13 protein-coding genes are annotated in these 17,657 nt (G+C 42.1%); 3 read left to right on the top strand and 10 right to left on the bottom strand.

What is annotated here, in order from left to right:
- Window positions 1-40: 40 nt before the first annotated feature.
- The 8 genes from xrtA to MRK00_13845 all read right to left on the bottom strand — a co-directional run bounded on the left by xrtA (window position 41) and on the right by MRK00_13845 (window position 9,481).
- Window positions 41-1,600, bottom strand: coding sequence for an exosortase A (xrtA, locus tag MRK00_13880; protein MDR4518456.1), 1,560 nt, complete (start codon window positions 1,598-1,600; stop codon window positions 41-43).
- A gap of 94 nt (window positions 1,601-1,694) precedes the next feature.
- A complete protein-coding gene (locus MRK00_13875) occupies window positions 1,695-2,717 on the bottom strand; it encodes a FemAB family PEP-CTERM system-associated protein (protein ID MDR4518455.1) in 1,023 nt (340 codons plus the stop codon).
- A 44-nt stretch (window positions 2,718-2,761) separates the two neighbouring features.
- Window positions 2,762-3,598, bottom strand: a complete 837-nt coding sequence (locus tag MRK00_13870) for a DUF3473 domain-containing protein (GenBank protein MDR4518454.1) — start codon at window positions 3,596-3,598, stop codon at window positions 2,762-2,764.
- 45 nt (window positions 3,599-3,643) lie between these two features.
- Window positions 3,644-4,654, bottom strand: coding sequence for an XrtA-associated ATPase (locus MRK00_13865; protein ID MDR4518453.1), 1,011 nt, complete (start codon window positions 4,652-4,654; stop codon window positions 3,644-3,646).
- 15 nt (window positions 4,655-4,669) lie between these two features.
- Window positions 4,670-6,211, bottom strand: a complete 1,542-nt coding sequence (locus MRK00_13860) for a TIGR03016 family PEP-CTERM system-associated outer membrane protein (protein MDR4518452.1) — start codon at window positions 6,209-6,211, stop codon at window positions 4,670-4,672.
- Entirely contained in the window at window positions 6,208-7,101 is an 894-nt protein-coding gene (locus MRK00_13855) for an XrtA-associated tyrosine autokinase (protein MDR4518451.1), read from the bottom strand. Before MRK00_13855 ends, MRK00_13860 begins: the two co-directional genes overlap by 4 nt.
- A gap of 62 nt (window positions 7,102-7,163) precedes the next feature.
- A complete protein-coding gene (locus MRK00_13850; protein MDR4518450.1) occupies window positions 7,164-8,729 on the bottom strand; it encodes a chain length-determining protein in 1,566 nt (521 codons plus the stop codon).
- Between the two features lie 191 nt (window positions 8,730-8,920).
- Window positions 8,921-9,481 (bottom strand): polysaccharide export protein, encoded by a 561-nt coding sequence (locus tag MRK00_13845; GenBank protein MDR4518449.1) that lies wholly within the window; start codon window positions 9,479-9,481, stop codon window positions 8,921-8,923.
- A 588-nt stretch (window positions 9,482-10,069) separates the two neighbouring features.
- On the opposite strand from MRK00_13845, the gene MRK00_13840 reads away from it, so the two are divergent.
- Together MRK00_13840 and fghA are read left to right on the top strand one after the other, a co-directional pair.
- On the top strand, window positions 10,070-11,176 hold the full coding sequence (locus tag MRK00_13840) for an S-(hydroxymethyl)glutathione dehydrogenase/class III alcohol dehydrogenase (GenBank protein MDR4518448.1): 1,107 nt from the start codon (window positions 10,070-10,072) through the stop codon (window positions 11,174-11,176).
- Complete coding sequence (gene fghA / locus MRK00_13835) at window positions 11,176-12,024, top strand: S-formylglutathione hydrolase (GenBank protein MDR4518447.1); 849 nt, start codon at window positions 11,176-11,178, stop codon at window positions 12,022-12,024. The genes MRK00_13840 and fghA overlap by 1 nt, the downstream gene beginning before the upstream one ends.
- Before the next feature lie 145 nt (window positions 12,025-12,169).
- Here fghA and MRK00_13830 read toward each other — a convergent pair whose 3' ends face one another.
- Together MRK00_13830 and MRK00_13825 are read right to left on the bottom strand one after the other, a co-directional pair.
- Complete coding sequence (locus MRK00_13830) at window positions 12,170-13,369, bottom strand: acetyl-CoA C-acyltransferase (protein ID MDR4518446.1); 1,200 nt, start codon at window positions 13,367-13,369, stop codon at window positions 12,170-12,172.
- Window positions 13,370-13,436: 67 nt separating this feature from the next.
- Entirely contained in the window at window positions 13,437-15,962 is a 2,526-nt protein-coding gene (locus MRK00_13825) for a 3-hydroxyacyl-CoA dehydrogenase/enoyl-CoA hydratase family protein (protein MDR4518445.1), read from the bottom strand.
- Between the two features lie 403 nt (window positions 15,963-16,365).
- Here MRK00_13825 and MRK00_13820 point away from each other — a divergent pair, with 403 nt between their 5' ends.
- Entirely contained in the window at window positions 16,366-17,475 is a 1,110-nt protein-coding gene (locus MRK00_13820) for a sensor domain-containing diguanylate cyclase (GenBank protein ID MDR4518444.1), read from the top strand.
- Window positions 17,476-17,657 lie beyond the last annotated feature (182 nt).

Below are 17,657 nucleotides of genomic sequence, written 5' to 3'. Positions count from 1 at the left end.
ACATTGTCCATAATTACCGCACTTTAATAATTAAAATGCACTATTGCTTGTTTAAATTCTCTAAATTATCAGAAATTACCGGCAGCATATCAGATAGAAACTGCTTAAGGACAGATGCAGCCTCATCTGGCTCAACGTCATAAGGAGAAGCGACAATTATCTCTGCCCCAAAATCTTCTCCGTATAGCAATCGATTCTTCGCAAGTAAGGCCTTTGCCACATAAGCACTAATTGTTTCTTCATTACCTAATACATACCACCTCCAGACCAATAATTTGCCTGAATATGAACTTAATTGAGCTTGGCGCACCGTCATTTCATTTTTATCCATTATCACAGATTTCTTTCTTTCACCTATCTTACGCCACGGGGCATCGGTTTCCGGCACCAACATATTCCCAAAATTAATCAACTCATGTCCCTGTCGTTGATTGAAATAGTATGTAACATACAAGCTAACCCGGTTATCTCCAAAGCCTGAATAATGTTGTTCGAATCTTCCAGGATGTCCAATATAAATTGGTTTCCAGTCTGTCACTGGATCACTGGCAATGTACCACTCTTTCCGGTCTGGTAAATAGAAATTAAATTCAGGTTCATGAACTGTATCTTTCTCAAGATATGCCGCGTAAATGGGCCAAATCAAGGTGATAGATAACGCCGCAAAAGTAATCAGAGCTGTTTTTGTAATGGAGGTGACTTTTTTCTCATCCCCGATCAATTGCTGCTCACCCAGTTTTGGTGTGGCTGCCTCGTCGTCATCCTCACGCCAAAAGGATCCTACCCAAAATAATACTAGCATGACAAACCCAAAAAATATCCAGCCATAAATCAGATGATCTACGCCAACCGCTAACTGCATGTTACTCAAATGTCCGGTCATCACAATCAGATAGGCACGAATTCCATTGGCAATGATGGGCACCAATATTGAGAAAAATATAAATATCAGACGTCTGCTTAAACTCCGGTAAGTTAGGTAGGCATATAGTGTTCCCAGTGTGACCGACGCGATTAAATAACGTAAACCACTACATGCCTCTACAACAGACCAGTTTCCTGTAGGCAATGAGAAAAAAGTTCCCTCACGATAAACGGGAACTCCGGTCAGTTGTAATGCATTCACAGTAAAATCGGCAGTAAAATTGATCAGCGGCGGAATCAACATATCGCCAAAAGGCACCGCAAAAAAAAGATAAGCTAAAGGAAAAGCCATGGCAAACATGATTCTATAGCCCAGAATAACAGCAACGACCACCGGTAACATTGCAACAAGAATATATTGCGTTAGTACCTGAACACTCGCCAGTTCAGCAACCAGCCAAAAGAAACCCAGTATACCCAGACCGAGAAGAGCCATAGGACACGGTTGCTGGTTATGAGCACATATACTATGCCGCTTAGTCCAGATCAAATAAATAACAAATGGAAAAATCAGAAAGCCATGTGCATATGTTTCAGATCTATACCAAGTAGCGACCATGGACCCTACTGTTTCATGGTAAATCACTAGAATTCCAATTACAGCCAGAACTGCCATTAAGGCGGGCGCACCGTTCTGGTTCTGGTTTAATTTTTCAGTAGAAATTATGGTGTTCATATGACTGTTACCTACTTACTTTATAAAACGCCAGTAAAAATTTACCCGAAGATTTTTAAAATACTTAAATGTTCAGGGAAAAGTTTTTTACATCCTATCCCAAGTTCTTAACAATATGCGGTCCTACCAAATTAGCAATAGAAAGCGGTAATTTCTGCCATGCGTTAATAAAAAACTTATATTTTGGATTTGATGGATTGTGATTCGGCACATGTGAAGCGTTAATTAGCTGATACTCATAGTAAAGTGGTTGTGCTTCAAACCCCCAGTTTTTTTTAAAACTATAAGATCCGCTATCTCGTTTGCTGCGACCAAAATCAAACGTTTTATAACCGCTTTCACAGCTTCGTCTCATGAGCTCCCAATACATATAATCATTGGCAGCCAGTTTTCTCGCATCATCAGTTCCACCGCCATAGTACGGCAATACTTCATCCCGAAAATAAAAGCTCATTACACTGCTAATTGTTTTACCGTTCTTAATAACCGTCATAAGCTCGCAATCTTCAGCAAATGTTTCTTTGAGAAGTTGAAAATATCGCTTTGAGAAAACAGGTGTTCCCAATCGATGTACACTACTTGAATAAGCAAAAAAGAAACGTTCAACATCCTCATCAATAACAGCTTCAAGTTCATACTTTATGCCTTTACGTACCATCGCGCGTTGTTTTCTCGGTATTGCCAAAAGGTTCTTTTCAACATCAGGATCAATCGCCTTGCGAAAAGTCACGTAAAGATCTTTATTCGGCCAATCTGGATGAACAGAATGCATATTACGATATTCAAGATAATCCACTTTATTTCGTCGTGCCAGTTCATCAGCCGCCTGCTCAAGTTTCATTCGTGCAAATTGATTATCCGCAGCTACACCGCCATACACGCAAAAAGGTAATGCGCTAATGGAGTGTCCGAAAAGAAAGCTTTTAACTTCAGCCAATGGCAGTATTCCCTGAATCTGACCATCATACTCTGCATATAAGAACCAGACTTTATGATTAAACGCTTGCTCTATCACATTTTTCCACCCTGCCCGATGAAAAAAAGTCGCTTCCGGGCACCTCAACACAAACTTGTCCCAACGTGCTTTATCTCCCGGTTGCATTTCGCGAATTACCATTTGCTCAATCGATTTCTCAATTGCAGATATCTTATCTCTTGAATTCATTTGATAATGCCAAGTTCTTTAGGTAAGAAAATTTTATCCATTCTGTTCCATTTAAAGTCGTGCATCAGTGATCTTAGCCTTTCTTCCATACGATGCAAATTCAAGTAATGCCGAAATCGGGTTTTAAAACTGATATCACTTTGACGTGGCTGTTCCACATCAATTTCCCATGGGTGAAAATAAAAAATTGCCGCATGGGACTCATTTACATTGAGTCTTTTAATAAACCATTTAGAAACGGAATATGGCCAAAATCTGAAATAACCACCTCCACCCGCTGGAAAATTCCGTCCACAAAGACGAATTGTTGTTACCGGCAACTCGAGGACCCCGCTTTCGCCTCTTGGGTGATTTGCAAATCTTGGCGCCTCGGGCATGCCGTAGTGATCATGTTGTACAGGATAAATGCTCGAACTATAGCGATACCCTGCCTCTGCCAAGCAATCCAACGCCCACAAATTATGGTCATTGATCGAAAAACTTGGCGCCCGATAGCCTAGTATCGCCTGGCCACTAATATCTTCCAAAAGTAATTTACTACGACTGATATCTTCTTCAAATTGACGCTGCGACAGGTCAGTAACGCGTGCATGCGCCCATCCATGGCTTGCTAATTCATGGCCATTATCAACAATACGTCTTACCATTTCAGGATATCGTTGCGCTATCCAACCCAAGGTAAAAAATGTCGCCTTTATCTGCTTTTCATCGAGTAAACCTAGAATCCTGTCTATATTGCCTTCTACTCTGCATGGAATGCTATCCCATGATTCTCTTGGAATATTGGCTTCGAAAGCTGAAACTTGAAAATAATCTTCAACATCGATTGTCATGGCATTACTGATTTGATGAATGTCTGTGTTTATGTCATTCATGATTTACAATCTCTTGTTGGTATCATTTTTAACATTACCGAACGATAAATTCTGCTTTAACAAATCTAAAACAAAAAGGACTGATTTTTCCATTCTCAATAACCGGCTTTCGATTTTTCCCAGGTCCATTTTGCTTTGATTTTCCATATCTAATCCGATCTCGGGAAGTTTTGCCAGATCATCCGCCATGATTTGGTGTGCATCAAATTCTTGTTGAAAGTCAGTAATAACTACTTCGACCGCTTTCTGGTCAAAGTAATGGAGTTCTTCCAGACAACCCATCATAAGCATTCGATCGCACAGCAAATTAATTTTTCTTGGAATCCCACCAGTATGAGTATAGATCAGGTGATATGCATCATCATAAATAACAGGATTATTCTGCCAGCCAACTGTTTTTAATCGATGCTCAATATACGCTTTTGTTTCCTGTTCATCCAAGGGCCCCAAATGATAAGTAGCAATTACTCTTTGCCTGAGTTGTTGCATATTTCGACTCAACAGTGTTTTCTTGAATTCCGGTTGACCCAATAAAAATGTTTGTAATAATGGCACTTCATCTGTCTGAAAATTAGACAACATCCGCAATTCCTCTAGGGTTTCCGGGGATAAATTCTGGGCTTCATCGACAACCAGCAAAACACGCTTGCCCTGTTTATCACAGCGACGAAGAAATTTTTCAATATCAAGTAATAAAGTGGCTTTACTCGCATTGGCATATTGCAAACCAAAAGCAGCAGCAACCAGCGTTAAAATATCCGTCGAATCAATGTGGGTACTGACAATCTGAACAGCCATTATCTTGTCTGATTCCAAGCTTTGGAAAAGACTACGCATCAATGTCGTTTTACCTGCTCCAACTTCACCCGTAAGAACAATAAAGCCTTCTCCTTGTGAAAGGCCATAATCCAAATAAGCCATTGCCCGTTTATGCCCTTTACTGCCATAGTAAAAACTGGGATCCGGTTTTAATTGAAATGGTTTGGCATCAAATTCGTAAAACGATTCATACATAATCGCTCAATTCCATTAGAAATTCTTGGTTAAGGAAACAGTTACAGCATTAGCGGATAAATCAATATTCTGATTTCCAGCCTGGATGTTCGAGAGTCTATCTATGCGCTGATATTGCAACATCCCGATCAAATCAGGAAAAAAATCTTTTGTAACATTTGCAGAAAAAATCAGATTATCATTTACTCTATTTGCGGATAAAAAATCGAACCTGATAAAACTAAAATTCATATTGAAGTTCATCGTTGAGGAAAGTCTATATCGCCATGAAGCATTCCCGCCTAATTGTCTCGTATTATTGAAGAAAATGGGAAAACCAAGTAAATCAGCATCAAGCTCTTCTGCCGTATAAGGTTTTCGTTTTAGTTGAAATAAACTTAATGTCAAATTATTTCTTGAACCATTCAGGGTCACAGATGCATTAAAACGCCTTTGCAAAAAAACACGATTCGTTAAAAAGTTGTTTAAACCTAAAAGCATATCCTGTCCTAAGAGTCCGCCAAATTGACTCAGAACACCCGCTGCACCAAATTGGCCAGCCTGCTGATTTAACGTTGTTATATCTTCAATATACAACACTTCCCAGGATGTTAAACGCGTCCGATAGTTAGCAGCTCCTGAATAGGTGTCGCCAAAAAACCTCTGGCCTGCGCTAAAACGCAAATCCGTCCGCTTATTGGGTGCCCAGACAAATCCGGCTGTCCATGTTGGACTGCTGGGTTTTCCCCTAATTGAGACAAAACTGTTTCTTTCATAACCGCCTGTCGCGGTTATGCCAAAACGAGGCGTAATATTGTAACGAAAATTTGCAATAGAGCGTTCTAACTCAATCGTTCTATTCACCCGATTCATATGGATCATTTGATTACTGTAACTGAGGCCCCATCCCAACTTTCCAAAAATATCCCCACTATTCAGGTTTGCTTGATAGCTGTCACTCTGGCTATCAAAAAACCCATTAACGCCTGATTTAACAATACCTCTGGTATAACGTAACTCAGTGGAGGCAACATTCTGAAACCGGTGCCGGATGTAAGGGCTTACACTATAAATTTCAATATTTGCACGATTACCTGTTACAAAAACATTGTCAGCAGTCTGCGGACCTAAAGGACTTATATTCTGTTGTAAAATTCTTGCGCTTCCATCTATAAAAAATAAATCTTTCAAAACTTCCGTATTTGCCGAAGCATTCAGCATATGCCGAATCCGCGTCAGATTGCTGTTTCTTGCAAAGATAAGATTATTCATGACGTAGTGTGCATTCACATCATAACGTCTTCCCGTACCGGTAAGCTGCACACCAGGGTTAATTTGTGTGATTAAATCGCCTCCTTTAGCACCGGCCAATCCAAATCCGACTCCACCCGTACCGCCACCGCCACCTATTATGCCGCCACCCAATCTCAAATTATCCGTATACGTTTCGCTGATATTCAGGGACGGTTTGAAGCTGAGTTCACCAGCAGTGGCTTGTCTAGAACACACCAGAAATATAAATACAACACCTAAATAAACAAACAGACAAGGGCTGCTCTGTTTAATTGAGAAATTCATGAGTAGTAATACCCATAATATTCGCCACCCGAAAAAGTTCTGACTTTGTTATAAATTAAATTAATATTAGCTTTGGAATTAAATTGACTGATCACATGACTAAGTGCTTGTTGTGTTGTCCGCTCGGCTTCAACAACCAATACAATTTGCCCCATTCGTTCCGCCAGCACACGTGCTTCACTCGTCATCAAAATAGGCGGTGCATCAAATATTACAATTCTATCATTATAACGCTGGGCAAGTTCTTCGAGCAGCATGATCATAGTCTGGCTGGCCAAAAGCTCAGTCGCGTGTGAATGTGCAGTTCCACTCGTAATTAGACTGAGTTTCCCCACATTTGTTTTTATCAATACATCGGCCACATCGATTGATTCGCCTAGCAGCATATCCATCAGCCCTTTTTCATTCTTAAAACCTAATAAATTAGGTATTGAAGGTCTGGCAACATCAGCATCTATCAGCAAAACCCTATGGTCCATTTCAGATGCAATACTCATTGCCAAATTCACCGAACAGAAACTTTTGCCTTCTCCGGCCACCGCGCTGGAGATCATAATCAAATTGTTATTCTTTTTAGCAAATGCTTTTGTTAATAACGGTCTTTTTATAATTCTGAACTGCTCTGCAATTTGTGTTTTACCTTGATCAGGCGTTACAATTCCTAAACGACTCAGTCGGTCGAGATCAATATTGATATAATTTGCTTGAGCAGATTCATACACATGCTCATCTAATGAAGCTTGATTAACATTTAAACCTTCTTCTTGTATCGATTCAGGCTTGGGCTTGGACTCACGATTAGTCTTTAGTTTAGTTCGACTAGAAGCCTTTGCAGTCTGGTTACCCACTTCTTTTTCAAGCTTGCTAATTGCTTTTTCAATAATACTCATGACAATCCTTGATGATTTAATCAAAAAAGGCTTTGTAAATAATTTACTGGTTAAATCCGGGCTTAAAAAGGCAATATATCAATAATCTTTTCAAGTTTCCTGAAATACAACATTAACATCGTGTAAATTGCCGCTAACAAGAAAATAGAAAAACCAAACATAAAAAGCCGCTTTTTACGTTGTGCTTTTTGTTGGTCAGTCCATATCATGGGAACAGACCCCAAAACGGAAATTCCAGTAAATTCACGCAAGTCACTTTGGCTATAGAAAGCCGGCCGGACTTGACTGATTACAAATGCCACCGCAATTCCGGCCGCCAGAGAAACCAAAAAAACAATCGAAAATAACATCAGGTGATTGGGCCCAATTGGGATCTCCGGTATTTGAGGAGGATCAACGATTCTAAATGACAGCAATCCAGATGCAGAAGTTAATTCGCCAGACATTTTTGCTGAAACACGACGCTCCAGAAGTTGCTCATAATTTGCTTTATTTACAGCGTAGTCACGATTAAGTTGCGTAAATTCAGCTTCAACGCGCGGTATTGCAGTACTCATCGATTTCAATCTTTCATATCTTGCTGTATATTCTTCAACCCGCGCAGACATTGATGCAACGACAGCTTCTGCATCTGCCAATGCAACATTTAGCTGTTGTAACATGGGGCTATAATTCAGGCCCGGATCCTTATTATTTGAATAATTGCGTTTCGCTTCTTCTTTTTTTTGTTCTTCGAGTTGTGCAATAAGCCTTTTTGTAGATATGATATCCGGATGCAATTCAGTATAATTTAAACGCAATGTATCCAAATTTTCATTCAGATTACGAATACGCGCATCAATCTCGGGATTGACAATTTTTGCACCTTCTAACGCAAAAGGCTCTAAAACAAATATAGGCTCATCACCACTAATCTGCCGCCTGATCGCATCTCGACCCTTTTCCGCTTCTTTAAGTGCCAATTGCGCTTTTCGCTTATCCTCTTCAGCTTTCAATAATTGTTCATAGTAATCGCCACCTTGCCCAGGTAACAAGCCAAGGTTTTTTTGTTTAAATTCCGTAATCGCATTTTCAACTGCAATCAACTTTGATTCATAAGCCGCAATTTGCTGATCTATAAACCGTAATGCTGAAGAAGATTCATCTTTTTTACCATCAAGTCCTTCTTCCACAAAAATTGTTAACAACGATTGGACAATATCCTTGGCCAAGACCGGATCTTTATGATTGTATGAAATTGTAAAAATGTTATCTCCGGCTGCTGCGCCCAGTTTGATATCTTTCATAAGTTCCGATACCAGTCGCTCTTTTTCTTTCTCACTGACCACGTGGATATCAAGGTCCACCATCCGAACTATACGTTCAACATTTGGACGACTGATTAAAGTACGTCCCATGATGGAAATCTGTTGCTGCACATTCGGCGAAACCGTCATTCCTTCCATCAATGGCCGGATTATATTTTGGGTATCTACATAAATTCTTGCTGACGCCTGATAATCATCAGGTAACTTAAGAACTACTATCCAACCCGCAATGGCCACCACCCATGCAATAATGGTCGCTACCAAACGGTATTTCCAGATCCCTTTAATACAAACATATACTCGAGTAATTAACTCATCCATGGAAAATATTCTCTTTTAATTTCTGATCGCTTTGATTAATACGAAAATTGTACTGATGATTGAAGCCAATTAACTTAAAGCATGCTCGCCACACATCTTGCCGACCACAGGCATCTCTGATTTTGCTGTCTATAACGCTTCGAAATTTAAGCAGCGAATTAATACTTAATTTATATTCAATGATATGAGAACTAAAAAAAACTTTCCGGGATTACCAATACATCACCTTGTAGCATTGGCACATTTGCTGAAATATCACCATCTCTAATCAAATCATTTAACCGAACACGAAATTGTTTTTGTTCTCCATCAATAGTGCGAATAACTTTTGCCCTATTTCCCGCAGCAAAATCAGTCATTCCTCCCACAGCGATCATTACATCCATTAACGTCATGTTTTCTCGATATGCCAAAGCTCTCGGGTCCGCAGCTTCTCCTATAACACGAATCTGTTCACTATAACGCCCTACAAATTCAGTAATAATGACAGTGACAACGGGTTCCTGTATATATTTGGATAACGTCTCTTCAATATCACGCGCCAGTTGCGTTGAAGTTTTACCGCTGGCTGGCAAGTCTTCTACAAGAGGCGTTGTAATCTTGCCATCCGGCCTGACCGGCACCGACATGGATATCTCAGGATTACGCCATACAATAATATCCACAGTATCGCCCGGCCCAATTAAATAATCCCGTGAAATGGCGCCATCTTCAGACTCATTTAATAACGGATATGTTTTACAGCCACTCATAAGCATTAAAGAAAAGCATAAAATAAGAAATTGCTTTGCACCAATCATGCTTGAAAAATTTGTTTTCACAGAAATTTCCTCTTAAACAATTACCAGGTATAGTCAAAAAAGCTTTTTATAACATGATGGAATAGTACCAGATACTAATCGATAAACTAAATTTCATAATTAGCAATAAACCCGCAATTAACCTTTATTTATATGGGTCTGAAAAAAGAAACATCAATAACATGTAAACTATAAAGTTCGTCACCTATAAATTCTGTCACTGAATGCAGTCTGTAGCACTCTCCCAGACCTGAATATCACCACATGATATCACCATAAGTTACTGATACAACCGGACTAAGGTACACAGCGAAAAGATTTTCCGCCCCTGATTTACACAATGCTGCTTTTATCCAAATAAGTATTAGCCATTACCGCATTAAATTCATATATAAGAAAATTACTGGTTTAATGCCAACATCTCTTGAAATAAAAGAACTTAATAATCTATATATACAAATTTCACCATCCTACGATAAGATTGACACCAAATATTGAAAAGCGCAACACCATTACTCATAATTGAATAGGATTATTCGTATGAAAACAAGAGCAGCCATAGCGTGGCAAGCGGGACAGCCACTAACCATAGAAAATATTGATCTGGAGGGACCCAAGGAAGGTGAAGTGCTCGTTGAAATCAAAGCCACCGGTATTTGCCATACCGATTACTATACGCTTTCAGGCGCAGATCCCGAGGGTCTGTTTCCAACGGTTCTGGGACATGAAGGTGCTGGTATTGTGGTTGATGTTGGAAAAAACGTAAAATCCCTGAAAGTTGGCGACCATGTAATTCCACTGTATACACCGGAATGCCGCGAGTGCAAATTTTGCCTATCGCAAAAAACCAATCTTTGTCAGGCTATTCGAAGCACTCAGGGCCGCGGCTTGATGCCCGACTCAACATCACGCTTTTCAATCGACGGTCAACCGTTGTTTCATTATATGGGCACATCGACCTTTTCTAATTTTACCGTCGCTCCTGAAATAGCATTAGCCAAAATTCGCAAGGATGCACCTTTTGACAAAGTCTGTTATATCGGGTGCGGCGTGACAACCGGTATAGGCGCAGTACTGTTTACCGCTAAAGTTGAAACGGGCAGCAATGTAGCTGTCTTTGGTCTGGGCGGAATCGGTTTGAATGTTATACAAGGCGCCAGAATGGTCGGTGCCGACAAAATAATCGGTATTGACATCAATTCAAAACGCGAAGCCATGGCGCGTGAATTTGGCATGACGCACTTTCTGAATCCGAACGAAGTGCCTGATATTGTCGATGCAATCGTTCAACTTACCGATGGCGGCGCAGATTATAGCTTTGAATGTATCGGGAATACAAAAGTTATGCGGCAGGCATTGGAATGCACGCATAAGGGATGGGGGCGCAGTATTATCATAGGTGTAGCCGAGGCCGGTGCGGAAATCAGTACACGACCATTTCAACTGGTAACCGGCCGCAAGTGGGAAGGCACTGCTTTCGGCGGCGCGCGAGGCCGGACAGACGTGCCAAAAATTGTCGATTGGTATATGGATGGCAAAATCAATATAGATTCATTGATTACACATACCCTGAAACTTGAAGATATTAACGAAGGTTTTCGCCTGATGAAAGCCGGGGAATCAATCCGCTCAGTAGTAATTTACTAATGAAACAGATTCTAGAAATACGTAACCAGCATAGTTGTTTCAACGGTATTCAAAGCTTTTATCAGCACACATCACAAATTATTGGTTTACCGATGCGTTTTTCAGTATATCAGCCGCCCCAAGCGCAGCAAAATCCGGTTCCCGCAATCTTCTTTCTCGCAGGCCTGACATGCACTGAAGAAACCTTCATGATCAAAGCAGGTGCTCAGCGTTATGCAGCAGAATACGGACTCATGTTGGTTACCATGGACACCAGTCCACGCGAAACATGTATTCCGGGGGAAACCGACGACTGGGATTTCGGTGCGGGCGCAGGTTTTTATCTGGATGCAACAGCGCAACCGTGGTCAAATCACTATTTGATGGAAAGTTATGTCGCGCATGAGTTATATGGAATCATTATCAATCAATTCCCTACGGATGAAAACAGAATTGGAATATCTGGGCATTCGATGGGCGGTCATGGTGCGCTGACACTGGCATTACGTCATCCTGAAAAATTCAGATCCGTTTCGGCTTTTGCACCCGTATCTGCGCCCATTCAGTGTCCCTGGGGACAGAAGGCATTCACGCACTATCTGGGTAGAAATCAGCACGATTGGCGCAAATATGACGCCACTGCGTTGATCGAAGATGGATACCGTACAAGCGACATACTGGTCGACCAGGGCCTTGACGACAAATTTATGTCCGAACAACTGCACCCTGAACAACTGGCGCAAGTTTGCCATAATACCGGGCAGAAACTAACCTTGCGTTACCATTCTGGCTATGATCACAGTTATTACTTCATCAGCACATTTATTGCTGATCATTTAAAACACCACTGGGACGTTTTAGGCAATTAACTAAAGGGCACCTCTAAAAATTCAGAGTTTTAAACAAGACGAGGCGAGAACAAAAAATATTGACGCAGCATATGATTGATATGTAAGGAGATATTTTTTGTGAACAACAAAGTATTGTGACAAAATATGGATTTTTAGAGATGCCCTAAAGCGCTTCAAATACACCGGCAGCACCCATGCCGCTGCCAATACACATGGTTACCATACCGTATTTTTTTTGGTGCCGACGCAACCCGTGCATCAGCGTTGCCACACGTATAGACCCGGTAGCGCCCAACGGATGACCTAATGCAATTGCTCCGCCAAGCGGATTGATTTTTTCCCGATCCAGGCCCAGCTCATTAATGACTGCCAGGCTTTGTGCAGCAAATGCTTCATTTAATTCGATCCAGTCAAGATCATCTTGCTTGATGCCAGTTTGCGCCAGTACTTTAGGAATTGCTTTAATCGGGCCCACACCCATAATTTCCGGCGGAACACCGGCGACAGAAAATCCGATAAAACGGCCTATCGGAGCAAGATTAAAACGCTTCAAGGCGGCCTCGCTCATTAAAACCACGGCGCCGGCGCCATCAGACATTTGCGAACTGTTACCCGCAGTTACCGAACCATGTGCAGCAAAGACCGGTTTGAGCTTTGCAAGCACTTCAATACTCGTGTCGGCACGCGGGCCTTCATCGGTATCTTTTACAGACACTTTTGCATGTACTTGATGTGTCGCTAAATCGGGATATTTTTCATCTACGGTATACGGTGAGATTTCTTGTTTAAATTCATCATTTTCTATCGCTTTTAAAGCACGTTGATGACTCGTAAAGGCAAATTCATCCTGTGCCTCACGGCCTATCTTCCACTGTTCTGCAACTTTTTCTGCAGTCATGCCCATACCATAAGCGATTGCAACATTCTCGTCATGTTTGAACATTATCGGATTCATGGCGACCTTATTACCCATCATAGGCACCATGCTCATGCTTTCAGTGCCTCCGGCGATCATTACATCCGCCTCACCTAAACGTATGCGATCAGCCGCAATTGCAACAGATTGTAATCCAGATGCACAAAAGCGATTAATCGTCATTCCCGGCACACTATCCGGCAGGCCGGCCAATAGCAGTGCAACGCGAGCAACATTAATCCCCTGCTCTGCTTCGGGCATGGCACACCCGACAACCACGTCATCAATCGCTGCCGGGTCCAATCCCTTGCATTGTGCCATAACCGTTTTCAGTACATGAACCAGCATATCGTCCGGACGAACATGTTTGAACATGCCGCGAGGCGCTTTACCGACAGGCGTGCGTGCAGTGGCGACGATATAGGCTTCTTGAGTTTGCTTGGTCATTAATATCTCCTTGGAATACGAAAAGCTAAGCCTCCGCACTCATATAGCGATCCGAATAAATAATCAATTAATTTCTGAGTGGTTTTCCAGTTCTTAACATATGTTCAATACGCGCCTGTGTTTTTTCCGTTGCAAGCAATTCCATAAACGCAGTCCGTTCGAGTTCAAGAAACCAATCTTCATCGACCAGGCTGCCCGGCGTCAAATCACCACCACACATGACATATGCAATTTTTTTAGCGATTAGATTATCGTGCTCTGAAATAAAATCGCCCTCACGCATATTGACTAGAAGGCTTTGAATCGTTGCAATTCCGGTATTCCCTGCCACAGGAATCGCACTTGACCGTAACGGCGGGCGATACCCGGCTTCAGCAAGAGCCAGTGCCTGTAATTTTGCTGCATGCAGTAGCTCAAAACGATTCATGATAATCGTATCGGCAGGGCGCAAGAACCCCATTTCTTTGGCCTGATCAGCGCTTTTGGCCAATTCCGCCATGGCTACAGTCTGGTAATATTTTTTTAACTGTGGAAACGGATCGCCTTCCAGTGCTGTTTGCGCAGCCCTCAATGCAAATTCCTTGCATCCTCCCCCTGCAGGCAACAAACCGACGCCTGCTTCAACCAAACCGATATAGGTTTCCATTGTCGCAACTGCACGGTCGCAATGCATGACAAACTCACAGCCACCGCCCAGCGCCAAACCGTCTACAGCCGCAATGGTCGGTATCATGGAATAACGCAAAGCCTGTGATGTCTGCTGGAACTGGTGGATCATCGCTTCAACTTCCGCCAGTTTCCTGGCCATCAGCGTATCGGCCATATCCAGTTCCCTGGCCGCTTTGAGTACCGTTTCTTGTGCCGATTTCTTGAAACGCTTAAAAAACTTATCAAATGCCGAAGGTGGTGGCGGTATGCTACTTTTCTCATGCGACGGCCTCGATGATTTCGGCCGTTCAGTCGCCTGTTTCAGATTGGCGCCCGCCGAGAATGGCGGCTCGGTCTGCCAAATAACCAACGCTTGCCAGTTTTTTTCAGCTTCTTTGAGCGCATCGTTTACGCCATTCAAGACATCCTTGCCAATCGTGTGCATTTTACTCTTGAAGCTGAGAATGGCAATCTTATCACCGGTATGCCACATTCTGACAGCATCAGATTCAAAGATGGTTTCGCCGTACGTTGACTCTTCGCCGACAAGCCGGTCAGGAAATAACTGCCGCTGATAAACCGGAAGTGTCGATCGTTTATGCAGCGTCCTGGATACCGGCGCATAGGAGCCTTGCGCCGTGTGCACCGCCTGATTATCCTGTTTGGCTATCTCCATTACCCAGGACGGTAACGGTGTATCGCTCATGCTCTTACCGGCAGCGATATCTTCGTTTATCCAGTTGGCAATCTGCTCCCAACCGGCGCTCTGCCAGATCTCAAAGGGCCCATGCTCCCAGCCAAAACCCCATCGAATAGCCAAATCCACATCACGCGTATTATCGGCAATGGATTCCAGCTGAACAGCGCAATAATGAAACAAATCACGATGAATAGACCACAAGAACTGTGCCTGTCGATTTGAATTGTTACGTAAACTCGATATTTTCTCTGCAGGAGCGCAATACTTTAACTGGTGCTTGAGATCTTCATCCACTTCACCTTTGGACACACGGTAATCATTCGTTGCAAGGTCCAGTACCTGAATTTCCTTGCCGACTTTCTGATAAACACCGCGTTTTGTTTTTTGACCCAAAGCGCCATCATCGATTAAGTTTTCCAACCAGTCAGGCGCTTCAAAGTAGGCATGCCATGCATCATGCTGTAACGTGTCCCGCATGGTATTGATAACATGCGCCAGAATATCCAGGCCTACAATGTCCGCGGTTCTGAATGTCGCACTTTTGGGTCGGCCGATAAGTGCACCTGTTAATGCATCCACTTCGTCAAAACCAAGACCAAAAACCTTGCCATGATGCATTGTTGCCAGTAATGAAAACACACCTATACGATTGGCAATAAAATTTGGCGTATCTTTCGCTCGAATTACACCTTTACCGAGATAAGTCGTTAAAAATGCTTCGAGATTATCCAGCATGACGCCATCGCTTTGTGCGCATGGAATGAGTTCGACCAAATGCATGTAGCGTGGCGGGTTGAAAAAATGAACACCGCAAAACCGGTGCCGCAGTGCTTCAGGGAATGCCTGTGCCAGTGTATTAATTGAAAGTCCGGAAGTGTTACTCGCAAAAATCGTCTGTTCACCTAGATAAGGGGTCACCTTTTCGTAAAGCGCCTTTTTCCAGTCCATGCGCTCAGCGATTGCTTCAATGATCACGTCACATTCCTTGAGTACTTCAAGGTGCTGATCGTAGTTGCCCGGTTGGATGAATGCAGCCTTTGTTTTTGCAGCCAATGGCGCTGGCTCGAGTTTTTTTAATTTTTCGACGGCATTAATCACATTAGCATTGGGATCCCCTGCTTCTGCAGGCAGCTCAAACAACACCGTTTCAATATTTGCATTCACCAAATGGGCTGCAATCTGAGTACCCATTACCCCTGCTCCGAGTACCGCCACCTTGCGCACAATAAATTGAGCGTTATTCAATTCCACCTCCTGCATGATTCGATTATCGAGTTAATCTCAAACGCCATTTCGCCGCGCCATCCAGCTTACTATTGCTAGCACGCCAATACTACGTATCTTACCCGTTCTCCAATCGTCAACCTGCAAAATCAACTCAGATCGGGTAGAAGTGTTGTTTTTTCACCAACAATATTTGCAAGCGTACAAGTATGAAACATAAAGTGCAAGCTTGTTCTTGAATTTAAGATATGCATATTAGACTATTGACAACATTAATCAACAAACTGAATATATAAAACCAAGTCATTGTATTTCTAGAAACAGTTTTTGTTTTGTATCGGCTGTTTTAAAATCATTTTATGGCCCGTTGATTGCGTGTTACCGTCCGCTGATTAATTTTTACTTCGAAGGAATTAAATAGTAGATGAATAATAAAAGTAATAAATCAAAAATCCGTAAAAAAAAATTAAATCGTTTTTATTGCAAAATCATGCGGCAGGCCTGGCAGAATGAGAAAGTTTTGAGTCGTATGCAACATATGGAACTTCGCTTAATGCAATGCGAATCGTTGGCAGAGCTGTTGCAAACGCTCATTCATGACTGTCAAATTCAATTTGAACTGAATAAAGTAACCCTTATTCTGGTGGATTCCGATAATGAAATTGAATGTTTACTGAGCAACTACGAGCCCGGTTATCATAAGCGTTTTCCGGATTTATTTTTTCACAACACAAATCAGAAGCTTTTGCAGCTATTTGAAGGTGAACTGGCGCTACAACTCAAACCTTTTGACCCCAATTTATACACCGATTTCATTAAATCCCCGCCGCAACACATTCAAAGCATTGCCTTGTTACCACTCAAATATAATGACCATATTTTGGGCGGCCTTATACTTGGAGACTCGCAACCGGAACGTTTTTCCGCACAGTCATCAACGGATTTCCTTCAACATTTATGCTCGGTCATTTCCATATGTATCAATATGTCCATATTGCGGGACAGGTTAAAATACAACAGCCTGAATGACGCCTTGACCGGCATTAATAACCGCCGTTTCTTTGATCAACGACTACTCGAGGAGATATCACGCTGTAAACGCTTACAAAAACCGATAAGCTGTTTGTTTATTGATGTGGATCATTTCAAGCAATTTAACGATAACTTTGGTCACGCCAGTGGCGACATGGTTCTGAAACAAGTTGCCTGCATTATTCGCCACGCATTACGCAAAAGTGATATCGTCGGACGCTATGGCGGTGAAGAATTCGCCATTTTGCTACCTGATACGGGTCATCGAAATGCGGTCAATATCGCAGAACGTATCCGTGAAAGTATTCAAAACCACAACTACAAATTTGATAAACACCAACTTCAGGTAACTGTTTCCATCGGCATTGCGGATTTCCAGAAATTTGCAGATGAAAACAAGACACTTGCCGAAATTGCCGAATTACTTATCGCAGCTGCCGACAGCGCACTCTATAAAGCAAAACAGTCTGGCAGAAATTGCATTGCCATCAATGAAGACTGATTTATATATCAGACTGTTGCTCAGCGGCCTTATAGCGTCACCTGGGTCGCTAAAATATTCCAATGACCAGAAGTTTAATTCAAGGGCACCTCTAAAAATTCAGAGTTTTAAACAAGACGAGGCGAGAACAAAAAATCTTGACGTAGCATATGGTTGATATGTAAGGAAATATTTTTTGTGAA

This window comes from Nitrosomonas sp. (assembly GCA_031316255.1).
Taxonomy (GTDB): domain Bacteria; phylum Pseudomonadota; class Gammaproteobacteria; order Burkholderiales; family Nitrosomonadaceae; genus Nitrosomonas.
The sequence above is the reverse complement of the archived record's forward strand: the minus strand, read 5'-3'. Positions and strand labels throughout refer to the sequence as shown.

Coding starts and splice junctions, on each gene's coding strand:
- MRK00_13860 (MDR4518452.1), bottom strand. CDS start 6,211: ATGAATTTCTCAATTAAACAGAGCAGCCCTTGTCTGTTTGTTTATTTA.
- MRK00_13820 (MDR4518444.1), top strand. CDS start 16,366: ATGAATAATAAAAGTAATAAATCAAAAATCCGTAAAAAAAAATTAAAT.
- MRK00_13875 (MDR4518455.1), bottom strand. CDS start 2,717: ATGGTAATTCGCGAAATGCAACCGGGAGATAAAGCACGTTGGGACAAG.
- xrtA (MDR4518456.1), bottom strand. CDS start 1,600: ATGAACACCATAATTTCTACTGAAAAATTAAACCAGAACCAGAACGGT.
- MRK00_13865 (MDR4518453.1), bottom strand. CDS start 4,654: ATGTATGAATCGTTTTACGAATTTGATGCCAAACCATTTCAATTAAAA.
- MRK00_13870 (MDR4518454.1), bottom strand. CDS start 3,598: ATGACAATCGATGTTGAAGATTATTTTCAAGTTTCAGCTTTCGAAGCC.
- MRK00_13830 (MDR4518446.1), bottom strand. CDS start 13,369: ATGACCAAGCAAACTCAAGAAGCCTATATCGTCGCCACTGCACGCACG.
- MRK00_13855 (MDR4518451.1), bottom strand. CDS start 7,101: ATGAGTATTATTGAAAAAGCAATTAGCAAGCTTGAAAAAGAAGTGGGT.
- fghA (MDR4518447.1), top strand. CDS start 11,176: ATGAAACAGATTCTAGAAATACGTAACCAGCATAGTTGTTTCAACGGT.
- MRK00_13840 (MDR4518448.1), top strand. CDS start 10,070: ATGAAAACAAGAGCAGCCATAGCGTGGCAAGCGGGACAGCCACTAACC.
- MRK00_13845 (MDR4518449.1), bottom strand. CDS start 9,481: ATGAGTGGCTGTAAAACATATCCGTTATTAAATGAGTCTGAAGATGGC.
- MRK00_13850 (MDR4518450.1), bottom strand. CDS start 8,729: ATGGATGAGTTAATTACTCGAGTATATGTTTGTATTAAAGGGATCTGG.